Source organism: Streptomyces sp. NPDC041135 (assembly GCF_055592085.1).
The window spans coordinates 897,476-918,286 of the sequence record NZ_JBVIYZ010000001.1; the positions used below are offsets into that span (position 1 = coordinate 897,476).

The 20,811-nt window shown below is 72.0% G+C and carries 15 protein-coding genes and 1 tRNA gene; 6 read left to right on the top strand and 10 right to left on the bottom strand.

Annotation, left to right across the window (positions count from 1 at the left end):
- Positions 1-60: 60 nt before the first annotated feature.
- Positions 61-2,550 (top strand): aminopeptidase N, encoded by a 2,490-nt coding sequence (gene pepN, locus ACZ6CZ_RS04035; protein ID WP_469014194.1) that lies wholly within the window; start codon positions 61-63, stop codon positions 2,548-2,550.
- A gap of 125 nt (positions 2,551-2,675) precedes the next feature.
- On the opposite strand, the gene ACZ6CZ_RS04040 is transcribed toward pepN, so the two are convergent.
- A complete protein-coding gene (locus tag ACZ6CZ_RS04040) occupies positions 2,676-3,224 on the bottom strand; it encodes a GNAT family N-acetyltransferase (protein WP_469014197.1) in 549 nt (182 codons plus the stop codon).
- 197 nt (positions 3,225-3,421) lie between these two features.
- Between ACZ6CZ_RS04040 and ACZ6CZ_RS04045 the strand changes: the two genes are divergently transcribed.
- On the top strand, positions 3,422-4,780 hold the full coding sequence (locus ACZ6CZ_RS04045) for a pyridoxal phosphate-dependent decarboxylase family protein (RefSeq protein WP_469014199.1): 1,359 nt from the start codon (positions 3,422-3,424) through the stop codon (positions 4,778-4,780).
- A complete protein-coding gene (locus ACZ6CZ_RS04050; RefSeq protein WP_469014201.1) occupies positions 4,777-6,210 on the top strand; it encodes a lysine N(6)-hydroxylase/L-ornithine N(5)-oxygenase family protein in 1,434 nt (477 codons plus the stop codon). Before ACZ6CZ_RS04045 ends, ACZ6CZ_RS04050 begins: the two co-directional genes overlap by 4 nt.
- 57 nt (positions 6,211-6,267) lie before the next feature.
- Here the strand turns inward: ACZ6CZ_RS04050 and ACZ6CZ_RS04055 are convergent, their stop codons facing one another.
- Positions 6,268-8,082, bottom strand: coding sequence for a bifunctional metallophosphatase/5'-nucleotidase (locus tag ACZ6CZ_RS04055; protein WP_469014203.1), 1,815 nt, complete (start codon positions 8,080-8,082; stop codon positions 6,268-6,270).
- 148 nt (positions 8,083-8,230) lie between these two features.
- Here ACZ6CZ_RS04055 and ACZ6CZ_RS04060 point away from each other — a divergent pair, with 148 nt between their 5' ends.
- Positions 8,231-8,926: an SIMPL domain-containing protein gene (locus ACZ6CZ_RS04060; protein WP_469014204.1), complete on the top strand. Its 696-nt coding sequence runs from the start codon at positions 8,231-8,233 to the stop codon at positions 8,924-8,926.
- Positions 8,927-9,048: 122 nt separating this feature from the next.
- Positions 9,049-10,485, top strand: coding sequence for a pyruvate kinase (pyk, locus tag ACZ6CZ_RS04065; RefSeq protein ID WP_469014206.1), 1,437 nt, complete (start codon positions 9,049-9,051; stop codon positions 10,483-10,485).
- Positions 10,486-10,645: 160 nt separating this feature from the next.
- Here the strand turns inward: pyk and ACZ6CZ_RS04070 are convergent.
- Positions 10,646-10,720 (bottom strand) — tRNA-Leu (locus ACZ6CZ_RS04070).
- A gap of 100 nt (positions 10,721-10,820) precedes the next feature.
- Between ACZ6CZ_RS04070 and ACZ6CZ_RS04075 the strand changes: the two genes are divergently transcribed.
- On the top strand, positions 10,821-11,483 hold the full coding sequence (locus tag ACZ6CZ_RS04075; RefSeq protein ID WP_469014208.1) for an ANTAR domain-containing response regulator: 663 nt from the start codon (positions 10,821-10,823) through the stop codon (positions 11,481-11,483).
- 86 nt (positions 11,484-11,569) lie between these two features.
- Here ACZ6CZ_RS04075 and ACZ6CZ_RS04080 read toward each other — a convergent pair whose 3' ends face one another.
- The 7 genes from ACZ6CZ_RS04080 to ACZ6CZ_RS04110 all read right to left on the bottom strand — a co-directional run bounded on the left by ACZ6CZ_RS04080 (position 11,570) and on the right by ACZ6CZ_RS04110 (position 20,680).
- A complete protein-coding gene (locus ACZ6CZ_RS04080; protein ID WP_469014210.1) occupies positions 11,570-12,286 on the bottom strand; it encodes an ABC transporter ATP-binding protein in 717 nt (238 codons plus the stop codon).
- The gene (locus tag ACZ6CZ_RS04085; protein WP_469014211.1) at positions 12,283-13,230 is read right to left on the bottom strand and encodes an ABC transporter ATP-binding protein; all 948 of its coding nucleotides are present in this window, start codon (positions 13,228-13,230) and stop codon (positions 12,283-12,285) included. Before ACZ6CZ_RS04085 ends, ACZ6CZ_RS04080 begins: the two co-directional genes overlap by 4 nt.
- Before the next feature lie 5 nt (positions 13,231-13,235).
- Positions 13,236-15,029, bottom strand: coding sequence for a branched-chain amino acid ABC transporter permease (locus ACZ6CZ_RS04090; RefSeq protein ID WP_469014213.1), 1,794 nt, complete (start codon positions 15,027-15,029; stop codon positions 13,236-13,238).
- Between the two features lie 5 nt (positions 15,030-15,034).
- The gene (locus ACZ6CZ_RS04095; protein ID WP_469014215.1) at positions 15,035-15,964 is read right to left on the bottom strand and encodes a branched-chain amino acid ABC transporter permease; all 930 of its coding nucleotides are present in this window, start codon (positions 15,962-15,964) and stop codon (positions 15,035-15,037) included.
- 109 nt (positions 15,965-16,073) lie between these two features.
- Positions 16,074-17,303, bottom strand: coding sequence for a branched-chain amino acid ABC transporter substrate-binding protein (locus ACZ6CZ_RS04100; protein WP_469014217.1), 1,230 nt, complete (start codon positions 17,301-17,303; stop codon positions 16,074-16,076).
- Between the two features lie 562 nt (positions 17,304-17,865).
- Positions 17,866-18,342, bottom strand: a complete 477-nt coding sequence (locus ACZ6CZ_RS04105) for a PaaI family thioesterase (protein WP_469014219.1) — start codon at positions 18,340-18,342, stop codon at positions 17,866-17,868.
- A 46-nt stretch (positions 18,343-18,388) separates the two neighbouring features.
- A complete protein-coding gene (locus tag ACZ6CZ_RS04110; RefSeq protein ID WP_469014221.1) occupies positions 18,389-20,680 on the bottom strand; it encodes an FdhF/YdeP family oxidoreductase in 2,292 nt (763 codons plus the stop codon).
- Between the last annotated feature and the right edge of the window lie 131 nt (positions 20,681-20,811).

Here is a 20,811-nt window from a genome sequence, read left to right on the forward strand (position 1 = left end):
ATAGCGCCTAAACCGGTCCGCCCCTGTGCGCTGTGGGCGCCATCAGGCAGCATGGCGTCCATGTCCGTACTGACGCGCGACGAAGCGCAGCTGAGAGCACAGCTCATCGACGTCCACCGCTACACGATCGAGCTGGACCTGACCACCGGGGACGAGACCTTCGACTCCCGTACCGTGATCCGGTTCGCCGCGCGCTCGGCGGGCGAGACGTTCGTCCAGCTGATCCCCGCCGAGCTGCGCTCCGTCACGCTGGACGGACAGCCCCTCGACCCCGAGTCCCTGGACGGCAACCGGCTGCCGCTGCGCGGCCTCACCCCCGGCGAGCACGAGCTGTGCGTCGACGCGGCCATGAGCTACTCCCGCACCGGCGAGGGCATGCACCGCTTCACCGACCCCAGCGACGGCGAGACCTACGTCTACTCCCAGCTGTTCCTGGACGACGTGCAGCGCGTCTTCCCCGCCTTCGACCAGCCCGACCTGAAGGCCGTGTTCGAGCTGTCCGTCACCGCCCCCGAGGGCTGGACCGTGCTCGCCAACGGCGTCACCGAGCACATCGGCGAGGGCCGCTGGCAGGCCGCCGCCACGCCGCCCATCTCCACCTACCTGGTCGCCGTGGCCGCCGGGCCCTGGCACTCGGTGCGCACCGAGCACCGCGGGCTGCCCTTCGGCATCCACTGCCGGCGCTCCCTCGCGCCCCACCTCGACGCCGACGCCGACGAGATCCTCGAGGTCACGCGCGCCTGCTTCGACCGCTACCACGAGAAGTTCGAGGAGGCGTACCCGTTCGACTCCTACGACCAGGCGTTCGTACCCGAGTTCAACGCGGGCGCCATGGAGAACCCCGGACTGGTCACCTTCCGCGACGACTTCGTCTACCGCTCCGCCGTCACCGACACCGAGCGCCAGACCCGCGCCATGGTCATCGCCCACGAGATGGCCCACATGTGGTTCGGCGACCTCGTCACCCTCACGTGGTGGGACGACATCTGGCTCAACGAGTCCTTCGCCGAGTACATGGGCTACCGCACCACCGCCGAGGCGACCCGCTTCACCGGCACCTGGACCGAGTTCGGGGTGGCCCGCAAGTCCTGGGGCTACGACGCCGACCAGCGCCCCTCCACCCACCCCGTCGCCCCCGACGCCGTCGGCGACACCGCCGCCGCCCTGCTCAACTTCGACGGCATCTCCTACGCCAAGGGCGCCTCCGCACTGCGCCAGCTGGTGGCCTGGCTCGGCGAGAAGGACTTCCTCGCCGGCATCAACACCCACTTCGCCCGCCACCGCTTCGGCAACGCCACCCTCGCCGACTTCATCGGCTCCCTCGCCGCGGCCACCGACCGCGACCTCCCCGCCTGGGCCGACGCCTGGCTGCGCACCAGCGGCGTCGACACCCTCACCCCGGTGCTCGCCACCGCCCCCGACGGCACCCGCACCCTCACCGTCGACCGCGCGGGCAGCCGCCCGCACCGCATCACCGTCGGCCTGTACGACCAGGACCTCACCGACGAGGGCCGGCTCGTGCTGCGCGAGCGCATCGGCCTCGACCTGCCGCAGAGCGCCCCGCAGCCCATCGGCAGGCCGCCCGCGCTGCTCCTGCTCAACGACGGCGACCTCACCTACGCCAAGGTCCGCTTCGACGCCCGCTCCTTCGAGGCGATCCGCACCGGGCTGTCCGGCCTGCCCGACGCGCTCACCCGCGCGGTGGTGTGGAACGCGCTGCGCGACGCGGTCCGCGACGGCGAACTCCCGCCCGCCGTCTACCTGGAGACCGCCCGTGCCCACCTCCCGCACGAGCGGGACCTGGCGCTCGTCGAGGGCGTGCTGACGTTCGCGACCCGCCGGATCGCCGACCGCTTCCTGCGGCCCGAGGACCGCCCGGCCGCCCTGGCCACCCTCACCGCGCTGTGCCGGGACCTGATCCGGCGCACCGAGGACGGCGACCACCCCGGCCTGCGCCTGCTCGCCGTACGGCACTTCATCGACGTCGCCGCGCACCCCGACACCATCGCCGCCTGGCTCGCCGACGGCACCGTGCCCGGCGGCCCGGAGCTGGACCCCGAGCTGCGCTGGCGCATCCTGGGCCGGCTCGCCGTCCTCGGCGCCACCGACGAGGCCGGCATCGCCGCCGAGCTGGCCCGCGACCCCTCCGCCACCGGCCAGGAGGGCGCCGCCCGCTGCCGCGCCGCCCTGCCGGACGCGGACGCCAAGCGGGAGGCGTGGGCGGCGATGTTCGACCGCGACGACCTGTCCGCCTACCTCTTCACCGCCACCGCCCAGGGCTTCTGGCAGCCCGAACAGGCCGAGCTGGTGGAGAGTTACGTGCCGCGCTACTACCAGGACGCGGTCGCCCTGGCGGCGCGCCGCGGCCCGGCCGTCGCCGCCGCGGCCGGCCGCTGGGCCTTCCCCGGGCACGCCGTCGACCCCGCCAACCTCGCCCTGGGCGAGGCCTGTCTGCGCGACGCCGAACCCGTCACCGCCCTGCGCCGCCACCTCGCCGACGAACTCGACGACCTCGCCCGGGCGCTGCGGGTGCGCACCTACCAGCGGTGAGCGCGGCCCGCCGGCGGTGACCGCGACGGGACATCGGCGGACCCTTCCCCGATGTCCCTCCCGGCGCTCCCGCTCAGCGCCTCCGCTCAGTGCTCCCGCTCAGTGCTCCCGCTCAGTGCTCCCGCTCAGCGCCCCGCGACCCGCAGCACCGCCCGCCGCACGGCCCGCTCGGCCGGTCCCGTCCGCCGGTTGCCCACCTCGGCCCGCGCCGGGGGCGGGCTGTCCAGGACGAAGCCCAGGCGCCGCAGGAAGCCCTCACCGGGACGCCAGCCGGGCGGTACCGTCGCCGTCACCGCGGACACGTCCCCGGCGCGGGCCAGCAGCGACTCGGCCAGCGCCCGGCCCAGGCCCCGCCCGCGCGCCCAGGGCGCCAGCAGGAACAGGCCCACCGCCACCGCGCCCGGTTCCGGGTGGTCGCGCACGGCGTCCACCAGCCCGGTGACCACGCCGTCCCGCTCCACCACCAGCAGCACCTTGTCGTCCGCACTCGCGCCCGGCGGCAGCGAGTAGAACAGGCTCTGCACGTCACCCGGGCCCGACGGCAGCCCCGTCGCCGCCACGAACCAGTCCTCGCACTCCGCGAACAGGGCCAGCAGCGGCCCCTCGTCCTCGGGGACGGGCTCGCGCACCCACACCCGCTCACCCGGTACGTCGATCATCCACGCGTCAACCACCCGACCGACGTTAGCTCCACCCGGCCCCGCGGCCCACCCGTGCCCCCCACGTTTCCGCCCGCACGGGCAGTACCCACTTTCGGGTTGCGTTCGTTGGACATCCCGGGCACGCGGGATCCTCGGCGCACAAGCTGGGACGCACGACCCGGAGAGGTCCGCCACGGCCGCCGCCCCGCCCGCGCCCCGGAGGAGAGCCCATGAGCATGCCGCCCCTCGCCTCGGGACCCGGCGGACCGGACGCCCTGCGGCCGCTGCTGGGCACCGTCCTCGACGCGCTGCGCGACGGCGGCCGGGCGCGCGGCGGACCGCTGCCCGCCGGCGGCCCGGACGCGGTCGCCGCGCGCGTCGCCGACGCCCTGGGCGACGTGCTCCCCGACGACGGCGACCCGGACGCGCTGCGCGCCCTCGTGCACGCCCTCGCCGAGGGCGCCGCCGACCCCGCCGACCCGCTGTGCGCGGCCCACCTGCACTGCCCGCCGCTCGCCGTCGCCACCGCCGCCGACCTCGCCGTCAGCGCCCTCAACCCCTCCCTGGACTCCTGGGACCAGGCCCCGGCCGCCGCCGCCCTGGAAGCCCTCGTCACCCGCGCCCTGGCCCGCGCGGCCGGCCTGGCCGACGCCCTGGTCACCAGCGGCGGCACCGAGGCCAACCAGCTCGCCCTGCTGCTCGCCCGCGAGGCGCACGGCGGCAGCGTCCAGCTGGTGTGCGGCGCCAACGCCCACCACTCCCTGCCCCGCGCCGCCTGGCTGCTCGGCCTGCCCGACCCCGTCGTCGTCCCCGCCCCCAGCGGCACCCTCGACCCGGCCGCCCTCGACGAGGCACTCACCCGGCTGCCCGGCCCGCTCCTGGTCGCCGCCACCGCGGGCACCACCGACGCCGGCCTCATCGACCCGCTGCCCCAGATCGCCGGCCTGTGCGCCGCCCACGGCGTCCGGCTGCACGTCGACGCCGCCTACGGCGGAGGCCTGCTGTTCAGCGACCGGCACCGCGGCAAGCTGGCCGGCCTGGAGGCCGCCCGGACCGTCACCCTCGACCTGCACAAGCTCGGCTGGCAGCCGGCCGCCGCGGGCCTGCTCGCCGTCGCCCGCCCCGGCGAACTCGCCGTCCTGCACCAGCGCGCCGACTACCTCAACGCCGACGACGACACCGCCGCGGGCCTGCCCGACCTGCTCGGCCGCTCCCCGCGCACCACCCGCCGCCCCGACGTCCTCAAGGCCGCGGTCACCCTGCGGACGCTGGGCCGCGCCGGCCTCGGCGCCCTCGTCGACCAGGTCTGCGCGCTCGCCCGCGCGTTCGCGGACCTCGTCGGACAGCACCCCGGCTTCGAGCTGTACGACCGGCCCGTCATCAGCACGGTCCTGTTCCGGCCCGCCGAGGCCGGCGACGACGCCGTGGCCGACGTGCGCCGCCGTCTGCTGCACGAGGGTCGCGCCGTCCTCGGCCGGGCCCGGCTGGACGGCCGGCTCTGGCTCAAGGCCACCCTCCTCAACCCCCACACCCGGCCGGACGACCTGGCCCACCTCCTCGAACTCGTGGAAGGAACGACCCCTCGATGAGCCCGACGCCCCACCCCCCACGCCACGAGCCCGAGGCCCCCCGCGACCTGGTCGGCATCGGCATCGGCCCGTTCAACCTGTCCCTCGCCGCCCTCGCCCACCCGCTCACCGGACTCGACGCCGTCTTCTACGAGCAGCGCCCCGGCTTCGACTGGCACCCCGGGCTCCTCATCGACGGCGCCACCCTCCAGGTGCCCTTCCTCGCCGACCTGGTGACCCTCGCCGACCCCGCCAGCCGCTGGAGCTTCCTCAGCTACCTCAGGGCCCGCGACCGCCTCTTCCCCTTCTACTTCGCCGAGCGCTTCCACATCCAGCGCGCCGAGTACGACGCCTACTGCCGCTGGGTCTCCGGGAACCTGCCCGCCCTGCACTTCCGCCACCAGGTCGACGCCGTCCGCTGGAACCCCGAACGCGACGCGTTCGAGGTCGACTTCACCCAGCTCGGCGCCGACGGAGAGGCCGAGGCCCTCGGCCGTACGTACACCCGCAACATCGTCCTCGGCGTCGGCACGGCGCCCTACGTCCCCGACCCGCTGCAACCGCTCGTCGACGCCCCCGGGGTGCCGGTCGTGCACGCCGCCGACTACCTCGACCACCGCGAGGCCGTGCTCGCCGCCGACCATGTCACCGTCGTCGGCTCCGGGCAGTCGGGCGCCGAGGTCTTCCTGGACCTGCTGCGCCACCGCCCCGCGGGCCGCGAGAAGCTGCACTGGCTCGGCCGCAGCGAGGCGTTCGCGCCCATGGAGTACTCCAAGCTCGGCCTGGAGCACTTCACCCCCGACTACACCCGCTACTTCCACGCTCTCGCCGAGCCCGTGCGCGACCGGCTGGTCTCCTCCCAGTGGCAGCTGTACAAGGGCATCGACGCCGACACCATCGCCGCCATCCACGACGAGCTGTACCGCCGCACCCTGCACGGCGGCTGGCCCGACGCCGTGCTCACCCCCGGCGTCCAGGTCCGCACCGCCGGCCGCATCGCCACCACCAAGATCGAACTGCATCTGGAACACGTGCAGCAGGGCAGCCGCTCCCGCCTCACCACCGACGCCGTCGTGCTCGCCACCGGCTACCGGGAGCGGTCCCTGGGCCGCCTGCTCGCCGGACTCGACCCCTACCTGCGCCGCGACAGCAAGGAGCGCCCGCGCATCGACGAGCGGTTCCGGCTGGTCCTCGACCCGGCCGTGACCGGCTCGGGCTGCCAGGTCTACGTCCAGAACGCCGAGCTGCACACGCACGGCGTGGGCGCGCCCGACCTGGGGCTGGCCGCCTGGCGCAGCGCCACCATCATCAACTCGGTGACGGAGAAGGAGCTGTACCCGCTGCCCGAGCGCACCGCGTTCACCACCTTCGGCCTGGCCGAGTCCGCCGGCCGGGTCCCCTCCACCCGGCCCCCTCAGCTGCTCACCCCGCTGGTCGACGACCGGCCCTAGACAGCCCGGCGGCACCGAACCACCGAACCCACCGGGCCCGGTGCCGCCCAGGTGCTGCTAGAAGACGGGCGTGCCCTCGCGGGTGAGCACCCAGTCCACCGACGCGAAGTCCGCCGGGTCCAGCTCGCCCTTCGCGGTCACCCACTCCGCGATCCGGGTGCGGATCTCCGTCGACTCCGACCACACCTCCTTGGCCGAGGCGACGTGGGGGAAGGCGCCGCCGCCGTTGGCGCGGTAGTTGTTCACCGCCAGCACGAACTGCTGGGCGTCGTCCAGCGGGGCACCGCCGAAGGTCAGGTTCCTGATCCGCGACCCCGGCGCCTGCGCGATGTCGATCTCGTACTTCACGCCCGAGACGTAGTCGTAGTTGTAGTCCGGACGGCCGTTCGCGTTCGTCAGCTTGGCCACGTCCACGGGTACGCCGGCGGCCGTACGGACGTAGTACTGCGCCGAGTACTCCAGGTACGCCCGCACCTGCGCACCCGTCAGCACCTTCGCGACCAGGGTGTTGTCGTAGACGTACAGGCCGGACAGGTCCCGGATCGTCACCTTGCCGGCCGGGATCTCGGAGGTCCGGGAGAAGGGCGAGGCCTGCGCGATGACGGGCAGCGAGGCGTACTCGGTGCCCGCCAGGGCCGCCTTGACGACGTCCTCCTGCACCCTGGTGATCAGGTCGATGATCGGGGCGTCCTTGTACCGGGCCTCGACCGTGGTCAGGGTCTGGGTCGCGGTGCCGACGACCTGGTTGACGTACGCGACGACCTTGGCGTGCTCGTCGCTCAGCAGCTTGGTGATCTTCGGGTCGTCGGCGACCGTGGCCGAGTCGCGCAGCGAGGCGGAGACCGACTCCACCTCCCAGCGGCCCTTGCCGAACACCAGCTCGACGTCGAACAGGGTCAGCCGCTCGGCGTAGCACAGCGGCTCGGACAGCACGACGGTCCTGCCCGTCACCTCGTTGGTGACCTTCAGCTCGGGGATCTCCAGGTGCGCGTGGCCGACCAGGATCGCGTCGATGCCGGGCACCTTCCGGGCGACCTCGGCGGCCGCGTTCTCCCCGTAGGGGAGCTGGTCGCCGTAGGAGGACGTGCCGGACGTGCCCGAGTGCGCCGAGACGATCACCACGTCAGCGCCCAGCGCCCGGAGCTTCGGCACCCACTTCGCGGCCTGCTCCTCCAGCCCGGGGAAGGCCAGCCTGCCCTGCACATAGGCCTTGTCCCAGATCGCGATGCCCGGGTTGGTCAGGCCCAGCACACCGACCTTGACGGGCGGGGCGCCCGGCACGTGGAACGTCTTGACGACGTAGGGCGGGAAGGCGGGCTTCAGCGTTTTGGCGTCGACCGCGTTGGCGCCCAGCAGCGGGAAGTGCAGCTGCTCCTCCCACGCGCGCAGCGTCTCGATGCCGTAGTTGAACTCGTGGTTGCCGAGCGCCGCCGCGTCGTAGCCGATGGCGTTCATCGCCTGCGCCATCGGGTGCACGGGGCCGCCCTTGGCGGTGATCGGGTCCACCTTGGCGTAGTAGTACGTCAGCGGGGTGCCCTGGATCGTGTCGCCGGCGTCCAGCAGCAGGGTGTTGCGGCGGCCCTTCTCCGCGCGCACCTGCTCCACCAGGGTCGAGATGCGGGCCAGGCCGGTGGCGTTGCCCGCCGCGTCGGCGTACTCCGCGTCCTTGAAGTAGTCCCAGTTGAAGACGTGTCCGTGCAGGTCGGTGGTGCCCATGACGGTGAGGGAGTACCGCTTGGGGTGCCTGGCCGGCTTCGCCGGCGCGACCGCGCCGGCGGCCTGCGCCGCCGGTGCCCCCGCGGCACCGGCGACGGCCACGCCCGCCCCGGTGGCGGCGGACTTCTTCAGGAACTTCCGGCGGTTCAACGGCATGTCTGGCTCTCCTCGGCGAAAGATCGATGACGCGCGTAGATTCTGGCCCGTGCACCGCGGACCGCAACAGGTCCAGGAGGTTGCGATCTGATGTCCGGACACCTCCGAACGGGCCTGGGATCAGGGCAGCCGTGACAGAGTGGGACGTATGACCAGCCCGGCGAGCACCCCGTACGGCACCGCGGACGCCCCGCTCCTGGTGGTGGGCGGCGAGGCCGACCTGGAGGCCGAACCCGAGATCGCCCGGATCAGCGTGACCGTCGGCGCCCGGGGCCGCGACCGGCGCGCCACCCTGGAGGACCTCACCCGCCGCAACGCCACCGCCCTGGACCTGGTGAGGTCCTGCGGGGACGCCGTGGCGCAGGTGTCGACCGGTGCCTTCGGGGTCACCCCCGAACTGACCGAGCGCGGCCGGGGCGAGCGCGTCCGCGGCTACCACGGCACGGTCTGCCTCACCGCCGAGTTCACCGACTTCACCGTCCTCGGCGACGTCGTCACCCGGCTGGCCGACCTGGAGCTGACCCGGGTCGACGGCCCCTGGTGGGCCCTGCGGCCCGGCTCACCGGTGCACCGCGAGGCCCGGCAGCAGGCGGTCCGGGACGCCCTGCGGCGCGCCCGGGAGTACGCCGAGGCGCTCGGCACCTCCCTCGCGGCGCTGGTCGAACTCGCCGACACCGGTGCCGAGCGGCCCCGGCCCGCCCGGGCGGGGTTCGAGCGCGGGATGCGCCGGATGTCCCGCTCCGGCGAGGCCGAGCCCGCCCCGCCCCTCGACCTCGAACCCCAGCGGCTGCGCGTCACCGCCCAGGTCAGCGCCCAATTCACCATGCTCCCGCCGCGGTTGTGAGCATGCTCATCGGAGCGGAGTGCCGCACACTTCAACACTTGTCAATAACGCTTCACCCAAGCGTTGTTGGGCAGTCATGTGCGACCGATTCCCTACCCATGGGTAAGGCCTAGGCTCGAGTTATGCGCCGAGCGAAAATCGTTTGTACTCTGGGACCCGCCACCGACTCGTACGACCAGATCAAGGCACTGGTCGAGGCCGGAATGGACGTCGCCCGATTCAACCTCAGCCACGGCGACCACGCCGAGCACGAGGAGCGCTACCGGCACGTGCGGAAGGCCTCCGACGAGACCGGCCGCAGCGTCGGGCTGCTCGCCGACCTTCAAGGCCCGAAGATCCGGCTCGGCACCTTCGCCGAGGGACCGGTACTGCTTGAACGCGGCGACTCCTTCACCATCACGGTGGAGGAGGGCGCCGAGGGCGACCGCCACCGGTGCGGAACGACCTACGCGGGCCTGGCCGGTGACGTCACCCCCGGTGAGCGCGTCCTGGTCGACGACGGCAAGGTCTGCCTGGAGGTCACCGGCGTCGACGGCCCCCGCGTGCACACCCGGGTCGTCGAGGGCGGCATGGTCTCCGACCACAAGGGCCTGAACCTGCCCGGCGTCGCCGTGTCGGTGCCCGCCCTCTCCGCCAAGGACGAGGCCGACCTGCGCTGGGCGCTGAACACCGGCTTCGACATCGTCGCGCTGTCCTTCGTGCGCAGCGGCCGGGACATCGAGGACGTCCACCGGATCATGGACGAGGAGGGTCGCCGCGTCCCGGTGATCGCCAAGGTCGAGAAGCCGCAGGCGGTCGACAGCATCGACGGCATCGTCGCCGCCTTCGACGGCATCATGGTCGCCCGCGGCGACCTGGGCGTCGAGATGCCCCTGGAGCAGGTCCCGATCGTGCAGAAGCGGGCCGTGAAGCTGGCCAGGCGCAACGCCAAGCCGGTCATCGTGGCGACCCAGATGCTGGACTCGATGATCGACAACTCCCGTCCGACCCGCGCCGAGGCCTCGGACGTGGCGAACGCGGTCATCGACGGCACGGACGCGGTGATGCTCTCCGGCGAGACCAGCGTCGGCAAGTACCCGGTGGAGACCGTCCGCACCATGGCGAAGATCGTCGAGGCCGCCGAGGAGGACATCCTCGCCCGGGGCCTGCCGCCGCTGACCGAGCTGACCAAGCCCCGCACCCAGGGCGGCGCGGTCGCCCGGGCCGCCGCCGAGATGGGCGACTTCCTGGGCGCGAAGTTCCTGGTGGCCTTCAGCCAGTCGGGGGACACCGCCCGCCGCCTGTCCCGCTACCGCTCGCCCATCCCGCTGCTCGCCTTCACCCCGGAGCCGGCCACCCGCTCGCAGCTCAGCCTCACCTGGGGCGCGGAGACCTTCCTCGGCCCGCACGTCGACTCCACCGACGCGATGGTCGAGCAGGTCGACGAACTGCTGCTGAAGTACGGCCGCTGCCGCAAGGGCGACGTCGTGGTCATCACGGCCGGCTCCCCGCCCGGGGTCCCCGGCGCGACGAACCTGGTGCGCGTCCACCACATCGGCGAGGACGACAGCCCGCGGTAGGAGGCGCGGCGGCACGTGACCGCGCCGGCACATGACGAAGGGCCCTCCGCGCGGGGGGCCCTGCGATGCTGTCCGGCCGGGGGACACGGCTGGGGGGGACACGGCCGGGGGGAGACTGACGCCGTACCGGTGACTGGTGACCTTGTAATCCAAGGAAAAGTGCCCCGGGTCGGACTCGAACCGACACTGTACGGGTTTTGAATCCGTTGCCTGCTGCCAATTGGGCTACCGGGGCTCGCAGATTCCAAGGTTTCCCCTGACCCTCCGCGCGTCCACCATACCGTAGCTAGGTAGGCTCTTGTCAGCAGTACCCCTGCCCTGAACGAGGAGCCCCCGTGACCGCCGAGTCGCCCCAGCCCGTAGACGTGCCCGACGACGACAAGTCGCACGTACCTCCGCTGACGACCCGTGTCGTCATCGCCGAGGACGAGGCCCTGATCCGGCTCGATCTGAAGGAGATGCTGGAGGAGGAGGGGTACACGGTCGTCGGCGAGGCCGGTGACGGCGAGCAGGCCGTCGAGCTGGCCCGTGAGCACAAGCCCGACCTGGTCATCCTCGATGTGAAGATGCCGAAGCTGGACGGCATCTCGGCGGCCGAGAAGATCGCCGAGGAGTCCATCGCGCCGGTCCTGATGCTCACCGCCTTCTCGCAGCGCGACCTCGTCGAGCGGGCCCGCGACGCCGGCGCCATGGCCTACCTGGTGAAGCCGTTCAGCAAGAGCGACGTCGTCCCCGCCATCGAGATGGCCGTCTCCCGGTTCAACGAGCTGCGGCAGCTGGAGAACGAGGTCGCCGACCTCAGCCAGCGGCTGGAGACCCGCAAGCTCGTCGACCGCGCCAAGTCGGTCCTTCAGACGGAGTACGGCCTGACCGAGCCGGCCGCCTTCCGCTGGATCCAGAAGACCTCGATGGACCGCCGCATGTCCATGCAGCAGGTCGCCGAGGCGGTCATCGCGGACGCCGCCGAGAAGAAGGCCGCCCGCCCCGACAAGGGCTGAGTCCCCGCGCCCCGCGGTCACACACGCCGAAGGCCCGCGTCCGCACCGGCGGACGCGGGCCTCTGACGTGAGCCGGACGAAAGACCCTAGTCCTCGCCGAGGTACGCCTTGCGCACCGACTCGTCGTGCAGCAGGTCCTGGCCGGTGCCCGACAGGACGATGCTGCCGACCTCCATCACATGGCCCTGGTCGGCGAGCGAGAGCGCCGCCTGGGCGTTCTGCTCCACCAGCAGGATCGTCGTGCCCTGGGACTTCAGCTCGGCGATCGTCGCCATGATCTTCTGCATCATGATCGGCGAGAGTCCCATGGACGGCTCGTCCAGCATCAGCAGTTTCGGCCGGGACATCAGGGCGCGGCCCATCGCCAGCATCTGCTGCTCACCGCCCGAGAGGGTGCCCGCGGCCTGCTTGCGCCGCTCACCCAGGATGGGGAAGAGGTCGTAGGCGCGCTGGATGTCCTTCTCGATGCCGTCCTTGTCCTTGCGGAGGAAGGCGCCGAGCTGGAGGTTCTCGGTGATGGTCAGCCGCGGGAAGATGTGCCGGCCCTCGGGGGAGTGGGCGAGCCCGAGGGCGACGATCTTGTGCGCGGGAACCTCGGTGAGCGGCTTGCCGTCGAAGACGACCCTGCCGGAGGCCGGCTTCAGCAGTCCGGACAGCGTGCGCAGGGTGGTCGTCTTGCCGGCGCCGTTGGTGCCGATGAGGGTGACGACCTGTCCGGCCTCGACGCTGAACGAGATGCCCTTGACGGCCTCGATCTTGCCGTAGGCGACCCTGAGGTCCTCGACCTCCAGCAGTGCGGTCACTGGGCCTCTCCCTTGGTGGTGCCGGTGGTGCTCTCCGCCTCGGCCGGAGCCGCCGCCCCGGCGCCGTCGCCCTCGGTCCCGGCGCTCCCGGCGGTCGCGGTCTCGGCGGTCGCGGTCTCCGCGGCCTCGACCTCCGCGGCCTCGGCCGCGCCGGGAGCGCCCTCGAAGGGCTCGCCCAGGTAGGCCGCGACGACACGCTCGTCGCCCTGGACGACCTCGGAGGTGCCCTCGACGAGCTTCTCGCCCTGGACCAGGACGGCGACCCGGTCACAGAGGTTGAAGATGAACCGCATGTCGTGCTCGATGACGAGCACGGCGATGCCCTTGTCCCGGATGGCGAAGACCAGGTCCTCGGTGGCCCGGGTCTCCTGCGGGTTCATGCCGGCCGTCGGCTCGTCCAGCAGCAGCAGACCGGGCTCGGACGCCATCGCCCGCGCGATCTCCAGCTTGCGCTGCTCGCCGTAGGGCAGGTTGCGCGCGAGGTGGTCGCGCTTGGCGGCGAGGCCGATGAACTCCAGAAGTTCCATGGCCCGCTCCTCCGACTCCCGCTCCGCCTTCTTGAAGCCGGGGCCGCGCAGCAGCGCGGACCACAGGCCCTCCCGGGTGCGGGTGTGCCGGCCCACCAGGACGTTCTCCAGCACCGTCATGTTGGCGAACAGCCGGATGTTCTGGAAGGTGCGGGCGATGCCCGCCTGGGTCACCAGGTGCGGCTTGGGCGGCAGCACGGTGCCCCGGTAGGAGACCGTGCCCTCGGTCGGCACGTACAGGCCGGTGAGGCAGTTGAAGAAGGTGGTCTTGCCGGCGCCGTTCGGGCCGATCAGGCCGACGATCTCACCGCTGTTGACCGTGAAGTCGACCGAGCGGACGGCGGTCAGGCCGCCGAAGCGCATGGTGACGGCGCGGGCTTCGAGGACCGGAGTGGTCTGCGTCGTTATCGTGCTCATCGTGCTTACGCCCCTGCCTTGGTGACGGCCGGTTCGTCGGTCAGTGTCCGTTGGTCCGGTACGTCGAGCTGGCCGGTCTCGTGGAACTCCAGCTGGCGGCGGCGGTTGGCGATGATGCCCTCCGGCCGGAACCGCATCAGCAGGACGAGCGCCAGACCGAACGCGAACAGCTCGTAGTTCTGCAGGAACTGGAGCTTCTCCGGGACCAGGTAGAGCACGCTGGCGCCGAGCAGCGGGCCGCTGACGGTGCCCATGCCGCCGAGGACGACGGCGGCCAGCAGGAAGGCCGAGTTGGGCGGCGCGGCACCGGCGAACTGGTACGGCTGCGGGTTGACGCTGTAGTTGACGTGCGCCATCACGGTGCCGGCGAGGCCCGCGAGGGACGCGCCGAGGGCGAAGGCGACGAGCTTGACCCGGAAGCCGTTGATGCCCATGGCGGTGGCGGCGGTCTCGTCCTCGCGGATCGCGATCCAGGAGCGCCCGATGCGGGAGTCGGCGGCGCGGGTGAAGACCAGCACCACGATCGCCGTGACGACGAGCATCAGGAACAGGTAGTTGGCGAACCGGCCCAGGGTGAACCCGGCGATGCTGTGCTCGGCCCCGAGGTTGAAGCCGAAGATGTCCAGGTCCGGGATCTGGGTGATGCCGTTCGGGCCGCGGGTGATGTTCGGCCCGGAGTCGCCGTCGAGGTTGTTGACGGTGATGCGGAAGATCTCACCGAAGCCGAGGGTGACGATGGCCAGGTAGTCGCCGCGCAGCCGCAGGGTCGGCGCGCCGATCAGCACACCGAACACCAGCGAGGCGGCCATACCGGTCAGCGCCGCGGCCCAGAACGGGAACTGCACGCCGTCGAACCGGGAGTACTCGGAGCCGGAGACCAGCGCGGCCGCGTAGGCGCCCACGCCGAGGAACGCGACGTACCCGAGGTCGAGCAGGCCGGTGAGGCCGACGACGATGTTCAGGCCGAGGGCGACGGTGGCGAAGATCAGGATGTTCGCGCCGACGTTGGCGTTGTGGTCGTCGCTCTGGATGAAGGGGAAGGCCGCGGCCGCCAGGAACGTGAGGGTGGTCGCGAAGCCCTTGTGCCGGGTGGCGATCGCCGCGTACCGGTCCAGGACGCCGCCGTGCACCAGGCCCCAGGCCGCGAACAGCACGACGAGGAGGTAGCCGATGAAGGTCTCGCTGGCGTCGTTGTCGATGCCGATGCCGTAGGTGAAGACCACCAGGCCCAGCACGGTGGCGGCGGTGATGACGGCGCGCTCGAGGATCGGGGACAGCCGGCCCGGGCGCGGCTGGTCGGGCCTGGTGAGGTAGCCGCGCACGCCGGTGCCCGGCTCGGGGTGCGGCAGGGCCAGGGCGCCGATCACCGGCAGGGCGGAGGCGGCCATCGCGACGTAGGCGCCGGGGTCCAGGTTGACCAGGCCGCCGAGGTCGACGGTGATGGCGATGCCGGTGAACCAGCAGACCGTGAACGCCGACAACGTCGTCAGGAGCACCGGGGTGGTCGCGCCGCCCGGGTTGAGCACGCGCAGCCCCGGCACGCCGAACAGCGTCAGGCCGTGCAGCAGGGTGAGGACGCCGGCGACCAGCGCCAGGATCTGCAGACCGGCCGGGGAGCCGTAGTACGTCAGGTCGCCGGGGAACTCGGAGGTCCAGGTCCAGCTGAGGAAGGTGCTGGCGATCGTGGCGAGGGCGCCGGCGACGATCAGCAGGCGGGCGGCGGCCGCGGGCAGCGGGACCGGCCCGCGCCCGGCGGGGGCCGCGGTCTCGGCGGCGGGTGCGGTGGTGGTGTCGCTCATGCCGCTCACGCCCTGTCCGCGACGCGCTCGCCCAGCAGCCCCTGAGGTCTGAAGAGCAGCACGAGGATGAGGAGGACGAAGGCCCACACGGCCGCCCAGCCCTGGCCGCCGAGCTGCTGCATGCCGGGGATGTCGGCGATGTAGGCGGTGGCCATGGCCTCGGCGAGACCGAGGACGAGACCGCCGAGCATGGCGCCGTAGATGTTGCCGATGCCGCCGAGGACGGCCGCGGTGAACGCCTTCAGACCGGCGATGAAGCCCATGTCGTAGGCGACCGAGCCGTACTTCAGGCCGTAGGAGAGGCCGGCGACCGCCGCGAACAGGCCGCCGATGGCGAAGGCGACGACGATGATGCGGTTGGTGTCGATGCCCATCAGCTGCGCGGTGTCCGGGTCCTGCGCGGTGGCCTGCATGGCGCGGCCGGTGCGCGAGAGCCGCACGAAGAAGGCCAGGATCGCCATGGAGATCGGGGCGGCGATGATCAGGAAGATGTCACCGCTCTGGATCGTGACCGAGCCGAGGTGGTACGGCCCGAACGGCAGCTGCGGGAAGACCCGGGCGGACTTGGCCTCGGGGTACCAGTTGAAGACGGCCTGCTGGATGGCGAGCGAGAGACCGATCGCGGTGATCAGCGGTGCGAGGCGTGGCGCGCCGCGCAGCGGCCGGTAGGCGAACCGCTCGGCGCCGACGGCGATGAGGACGGCGACCAGCGCGCCGCCGATCAGCATCAACGGCAGTGCTATCCACATGGATATGCCGTCCGGCAGAGCGAGGTAGACCGTGAGAGCGCCGAAACCTCCGGTCATGAAGATCTCGCCATGGGCGAAGTTGATGAGCTGGACGATTCCGTACACCATCGTGTAGCCGATGGCGATCAGACCGTACATCGAGCCTAGGAACAGCCCGTTGGCCAGCTGCTGCGGCAGGGTGTTCACCGCATGGCCTCCATGTGGTGGGGAGAGTCAAGGGGGAGGTAGAGGGCGGGCCGCGCGGTGACGGTGGTCTGCGCCGCGCGGCCCTGGGTGGAGCGGGTGTGTCCGGTCGTCAGCTCTTGGGGTTGGCGGTGCCGCTCTTGACGGACTTCCACTCACCGCTGGTGACCTGGTAGACGGTCAGCTGCTTGTTGGTGGTGTCGCCGAACTCGTCGAAAGCGATCTTGCCGGAGATGCCGTCGAAGGAGCTCTTCTGGACGGCGTCGACGACCTGGGCGCGGGCGTCGGAGGGAACCTTGCCGTCCTTCACGACCGCACCGACGGCCTTGATGATGGCGGTGGTGGCGTCGTAGGAGTACGAGCCGTAGGTGCCGTAGTCACCGGGGTACTTCTTGGCCTTGTAGGTGTTCACGAAGTCCTTGGCGGCCGGCAGGGTGTCGACCGGGACGCCGATCGAGGTCACCAGGTCGCCCTCGGCGGCCTTGCCGGCCGTCTTGATGTAGGTCGGGGTGAACATGCCGTCGCCGCCGAACAGCGGGATCTTGGCACCGCCGTCCTTGAGCTGCTTGGTCAGCACCTCGGACTCGTCGTACTGGCCGCCGTAGTACAGCAGGTCGGCGCCGGAGCTCTTGATCTTGGTGACCAGGGTGGAGAAGTCACGGTCGCCGACGCTGACGTGGTCGGTGCCGATGACCTTGCCGCCCTGCTTGGCGAACTGCTCCTTGAAGATCTTGGAGAGGCCGGCGCCGTAGGTCTGCTTGTCGTCGACGACGAAGGCCTTCTTCTTCTTGAGGCCGTTGTAGACGTAGTCCGCCGCGAAGGCGCCCTGCAGGGCGTCGGTGGTGGCGGTACGGAAGTACGTCTTGAACGGGCGCGACTTCGAGGTCTGCCAGTTCTTGCCCTGGGTCAGCTCGGGGGCGGTGTTGGACGGGGAGATCTGCACCAGGTTGGCGGTGGCGAAGACCTGCTGCATCTGCGTCGCGACACCGGAGTTCAGCGGGCCGACGACGCCGAGGACGTCCTTGTCCTGCACCAGCTGGGTGGCGTTCTGCTGGCCGGACGCGGGGATCGCCTTGTCGTCCAGGGCCTTGATCTTGAAGGTGACGCCGGGGACGGTCTTGTTCTTGTTGGCGTCGTCCACGGCGATCTGCGCGCCGTACTGGATGCCGAGGCCGGTGGCGGAGTTCTGTCCGGTCAGCGGGGCGTCCACGCCGATCGTGACCGTGACGTTGCCGCTCTCGCCGCTCTTGCTGTTGTCGTCGTCGCGGGAGCCGCAGGCGGTGAGAGTCAGAGCTCCGGTGGTCAGAACGGAGGTGAGAATCACCAGAGAACGCTGTCGCACAATCAGTCCTTTCCGCAGGCACGTCCGTCCCTGCGGGGACGGGGTTTGCGGTGCCGGTACCGAACTCCCGATGGAGCGGTGACTGGCCGTGACTCTAAGCCCGGTGTGGAGACATCAGCATCGCAGTGCGGTGGCTTGTGACTTTCTTGTTATGACGGCGTGGACGGTGGACTTCCGGGTGGGAGGCTCTCGGCCGATTTGGCAGAATTTCCCCGGCGTCCACATTTTGAGAACCCGCACTTCCGCTTGGCCGCGGGGCGGGCTGGGGCCGCACCGGCCGCGAAAGGCCGCGAACGCCGCCGGAAGGCGCGCCGGGATCGCGCCGCGAACGCCGCCGCGGTGCCGCTGTATTGCGCCTGTGTTACGCAGCGTTACGCCCGGAATGGTCTCGCGCCGCCGCGCGGAATACCGTTCGGTAGGTCGCCGGCAGGACGCCCGGAGGACCGCCCGCAATGCGCCGGGCGTTCGCGCGGGCGGCGGGGACGCGGGCCTGGGGGCGTGCGGGCGTACACGGGCGTACGAGCACACGCCCCGGCGTGCGAGGGCCCGGGGCGGGCCGCGGTCAGGGGCGGTCCGCTCCCGCCGCCGGCGCGTCCCGCAGCAGGCAGGTCAGCCGGGCGGTGCACACCCGGCGCCCCTCCTCGTCGCTGATCACGATCTCGTACGTCGCCGTCGACCGCCCCCGGTGCACGGGCGTGGCCACGCCGGTGACCGACCCCGAGCGCACGCCCCGGTGGTGCGTGCAGTTCAGGTCCACGCCGACAGCGATCTTCGACGTGCCCCCGTGCAGCATCGAACCGACCGAGCCCAGCGTCTCCGCCAGCACCGCGGAGGCGCCTCCGTGCAGCAGCCCGTACGGCTGGGTGTTGCCCTCCACGGGCATCGTCCCGACGACCCGCTCCGCCGACGCCTCGACGATCTGCACCCCCATCCGCGCCCCGAGGTACCCGGCCGAGAACAGTGAGGCCAGGTCGACGCCCAGGGCGGCGTACTCGTCGACGACCTCCTGCGGGAACTTCACGTGCTGCTGCTCGCCCATGGGCCTGCTCCGTTCGTGGTCCACCTGCTGCCGGCTGAGCAAACGCTCAGTCGGTCGCCGATTGTTCCAGACCGGCTTCCAGGCGGATCACGACGGACTTGCTGGCGGGGGTGTTGCTGGTGTCGGCGGTGGCGTCCAGCGGCACCAGCACGTTCGTCTCCGGGTAGTACGCCGCCGCGCAGCCCCGGGCCGTCGGGTAGGACACGACGCGGAAGCCCGGCGCCCGCCGCTCCACCCCGTCCGTCCACTCGCTCACCAGGTCCACGTACGCCCCGTCGGCGACCCCGAGGTCCCGCGCGTCCTCGGGGTTGACCAGCACCACCCGGCGCCCGGCGGTGATGCCCCGGTAGCGGTCGTCCAGCCCGTAGATCGTGGTGTTGTACTGGTCGTGCGAGCGCAGCGTCTGGAGCAGCAGGCGCCCCTCGGGCAGCCGCGGGTACTCCACCGGCGCCGCCGTGAAGTTGGCCTTGCCGGTCGCCGTCGGGAAGCGCCGCTCGTCGCGCGGGGCGTGCGGCAGGGTGAAGCCGCCGGGCCGGGCCGCGCGCGCGTTGAAGTCCTCGAAGCCGGGGACCACGCGCGCGATGCGGTCGCGGATCGCCGCGTAGTCCCTCTCGAACTCCGCCCAGGGCACCCGGCTGCCCTCGCCCAGCACCCGGCGCGCCAGCCGGCACACGATCGCCGGCTCGGACAGCAGGTGCGCGCTCGCGGGCGCCAGGCGGCCGCGGGAGGCGTGCACCATGCCCATGGAGTCCTCGACGGTGACGAACTGCTCGCCGCCCGCCTGCACATCGCGCTCGGTGCGGCCGAGCGTCGGCAGGATCAGCGCCCGCGCGCCCGTGACGACGTGCGAGCGGTTGAGCTTCGTCGACACGTGCACGGTCAGCCGCGCGCGCCGCACGGCCGCCTCGGTGACCGCCGTGTCGGGGGAGGCGGCGACGAAGTTGCCGCCCATGGCGAAGAACATCTTCGCCTCACCGTCACGCAGCGCGCGGATGGCCCGTACGACGTCGTAGCCGTGCGCGCGCGGCGGCGCGAACCCGAACTCCCTCTCCAGCGCGTCCAGGAAGGCCGGGGCGGGCCGCTCGAAGATGCCCATCGTGCGGTCGCCCTGCACGTTGGAGTGGCCGCGCACCGGGCACACGCCCGCGCCCGGCCGGCCGATGTTGCCGCGCAGCAGCAGGAAGTTGACGACCTCGCGGATGGTCGGCACGGAGTGCTTGTGCTGGGTGAGGCCCATCGCCCAGCACACGATCGTGCGCCGCGAGGCGAGGACCATCCGCAGGGCCTCGTCGATCTGCGCGCGCGTGAGGCCGGTCGCCGCCAGCGTCTCGTCCCAGTCCGCGGCGCGGGCCGCCTCGGCGAACTCCGCGTAGCCGTGGGTGTGCTCGCGCACGAACTCCTCGTCCACCGCGCCCGGGGTCTGCAGCACCAGCTTGTTCAGGAGGCGGAAGAGGGCCTGGTCGCCGCCGATGCGGATCTGCAGGAACAGATCGGTCAGGGGGGCGCCCTTGAGCATGCCCTGCGGCGTCTGCGGGTTCTTGAAGCGCTCCAGACCGGCCTCGGGCAGCGGGTTGACGCTGATGATCCGCGCGCCGTTCGCCTTCGCCCGCTCCAGCGCGGAGAGCATGCGCGGATGGTTGGTGCCGGGGTTCTGCCCCGCCACGATGATCAGGTCGGCCTGGTACAGGTCCTCCAGCAGGACGCTGCCCTTGCCGACGCCGATCGTCTCCGAGAGCGCGGAACCGGACGACTCGTGGCACATGTTGGAGCAGTCCGGCAGGTTGTTGGTGCCCAGCTCGCGGGCGAACAGCTGGTACAGGAACGCGGCCTCGTTGCTGGTGCGGCCCGAGGTGTAGAACACGGCCTCGTCGGGGGAGGCGAGGGCGGCCGTCTCCTCGGCGACGATGTCGAAGGCGCGCTCCCAGCTGACCGGCTCGTAGTGCGTACCGCCCTCGGGGAGGTACATGGGGTGCGTGAGCCGCCCCTGCTGGCCGAGCCAGTAGCCGCTGCGTGCGGCGAGCGCGGCCACCGGGTGCGCGGCGAAGAACTCCGGGGTGACCCGGCGCAGGGTGGCCTCCTCGGCCACCGCCTTCGCGCCGTTCTCGCAGAACTCCGCCCGGTGTCGGTGCTCCGGCTCCGGCCAGGCGCAGCCCGGGCAGTCGAAGCCGTCCTTCTGGTTCACCCGCAGCAGCGTCAGCGCGGTGCGCTTCACACCCATCTGCCGCTGGGCGACGCGCAGCGTGTGCGCGACGGCGGGCAGCCCGGCGGCCGTGTGCGCCGGCTCCGCGACCCGCGGCGCGTCCTGCACCGGATCACCCTTCGGTGGCTTCGTCGCCATCGCACGCTCCCCTTCGCCCGCGCGGCCGCTTCCGCCTGCGCGCCTGCCGTGCCGCTGCCGGGACCCCCCGGTCCCGCGGCGCCATCGATCCTCGCACGGAGCACCGACAGCGATGACCGCAGGCACCCGCT

Coding starts and splice junctions, on each gene's coding strand:
- pepN (WP_469014194.1), top strand. CDS start 61: ATGTCCGTACTGACGCGCGACGAAGCGCAGCTGAGAGCACAGCTCATC.
- ACZ6CZ_RS04045 (WP_469014199.1), top strand. CDS start 3,422: ATGAGCATGCCGCCCCTCGCCTCGGGACCCGGCGGACCGGACGCCCTG.
- ACZ6CZ_RS04050 (WP_469014201.1), top strand. CDS start 4,777: ATGAGCCCGACGCCCCACCCCCCACGCCACGAGCCCGAGGCCCCCCGC.
- ACZ6CZ_RS04055 (WP_469014203.1), bottom strand. CDS start 8,082: ATGCCGTTGAACCGCCGGAAGTTCCTGAAGAAGTCCGCCGCCACCGGG.
- ACZ6CZ_RS04060 (WP_469014204.1), top strand. CDS start 8,231: ATGACCAGCCCGGCGAGCACCCCGTACGGCACCGCGGACGCCCCGCTC.
- pyk (WP_469014206.1), top strand. CDS start 9,049: ATGCGCCGAGCGAAAATCGTTTGTACTCTGGGACCCGCCACCGACTCG.
- ACZ6CZ_RS04085 (WP_469014211.1), bottom strand. CDS start 13,230: ATGAGCACGATAACGACGCAGACCACTCCGGTCCTCGAAGCCCGCGCC.
- ACZ6CZ_RS04090 (WP_469014213.1), bottom strand. CDS start 15,029: ATGAGCGACACCACCACCGCACCCGCCGCCGAGACCGCGGCCCCCGCC.
- ACZ6CZ_RS04105 (WP_469014219.1), bottom strand. CDS start 18,342: ATGGGCGAGCAGCAGCACGTGAAGTTCCCGCAGGAGGTCGTCGACGAG.
- ACZ6CZ_RS04110 (WP_469014221.1), bottom strand. CDS start 20,680: ATGGCGACGAAGCCACCGAAGGGTGATCCGGTGCAGGACGCGCCGCGG.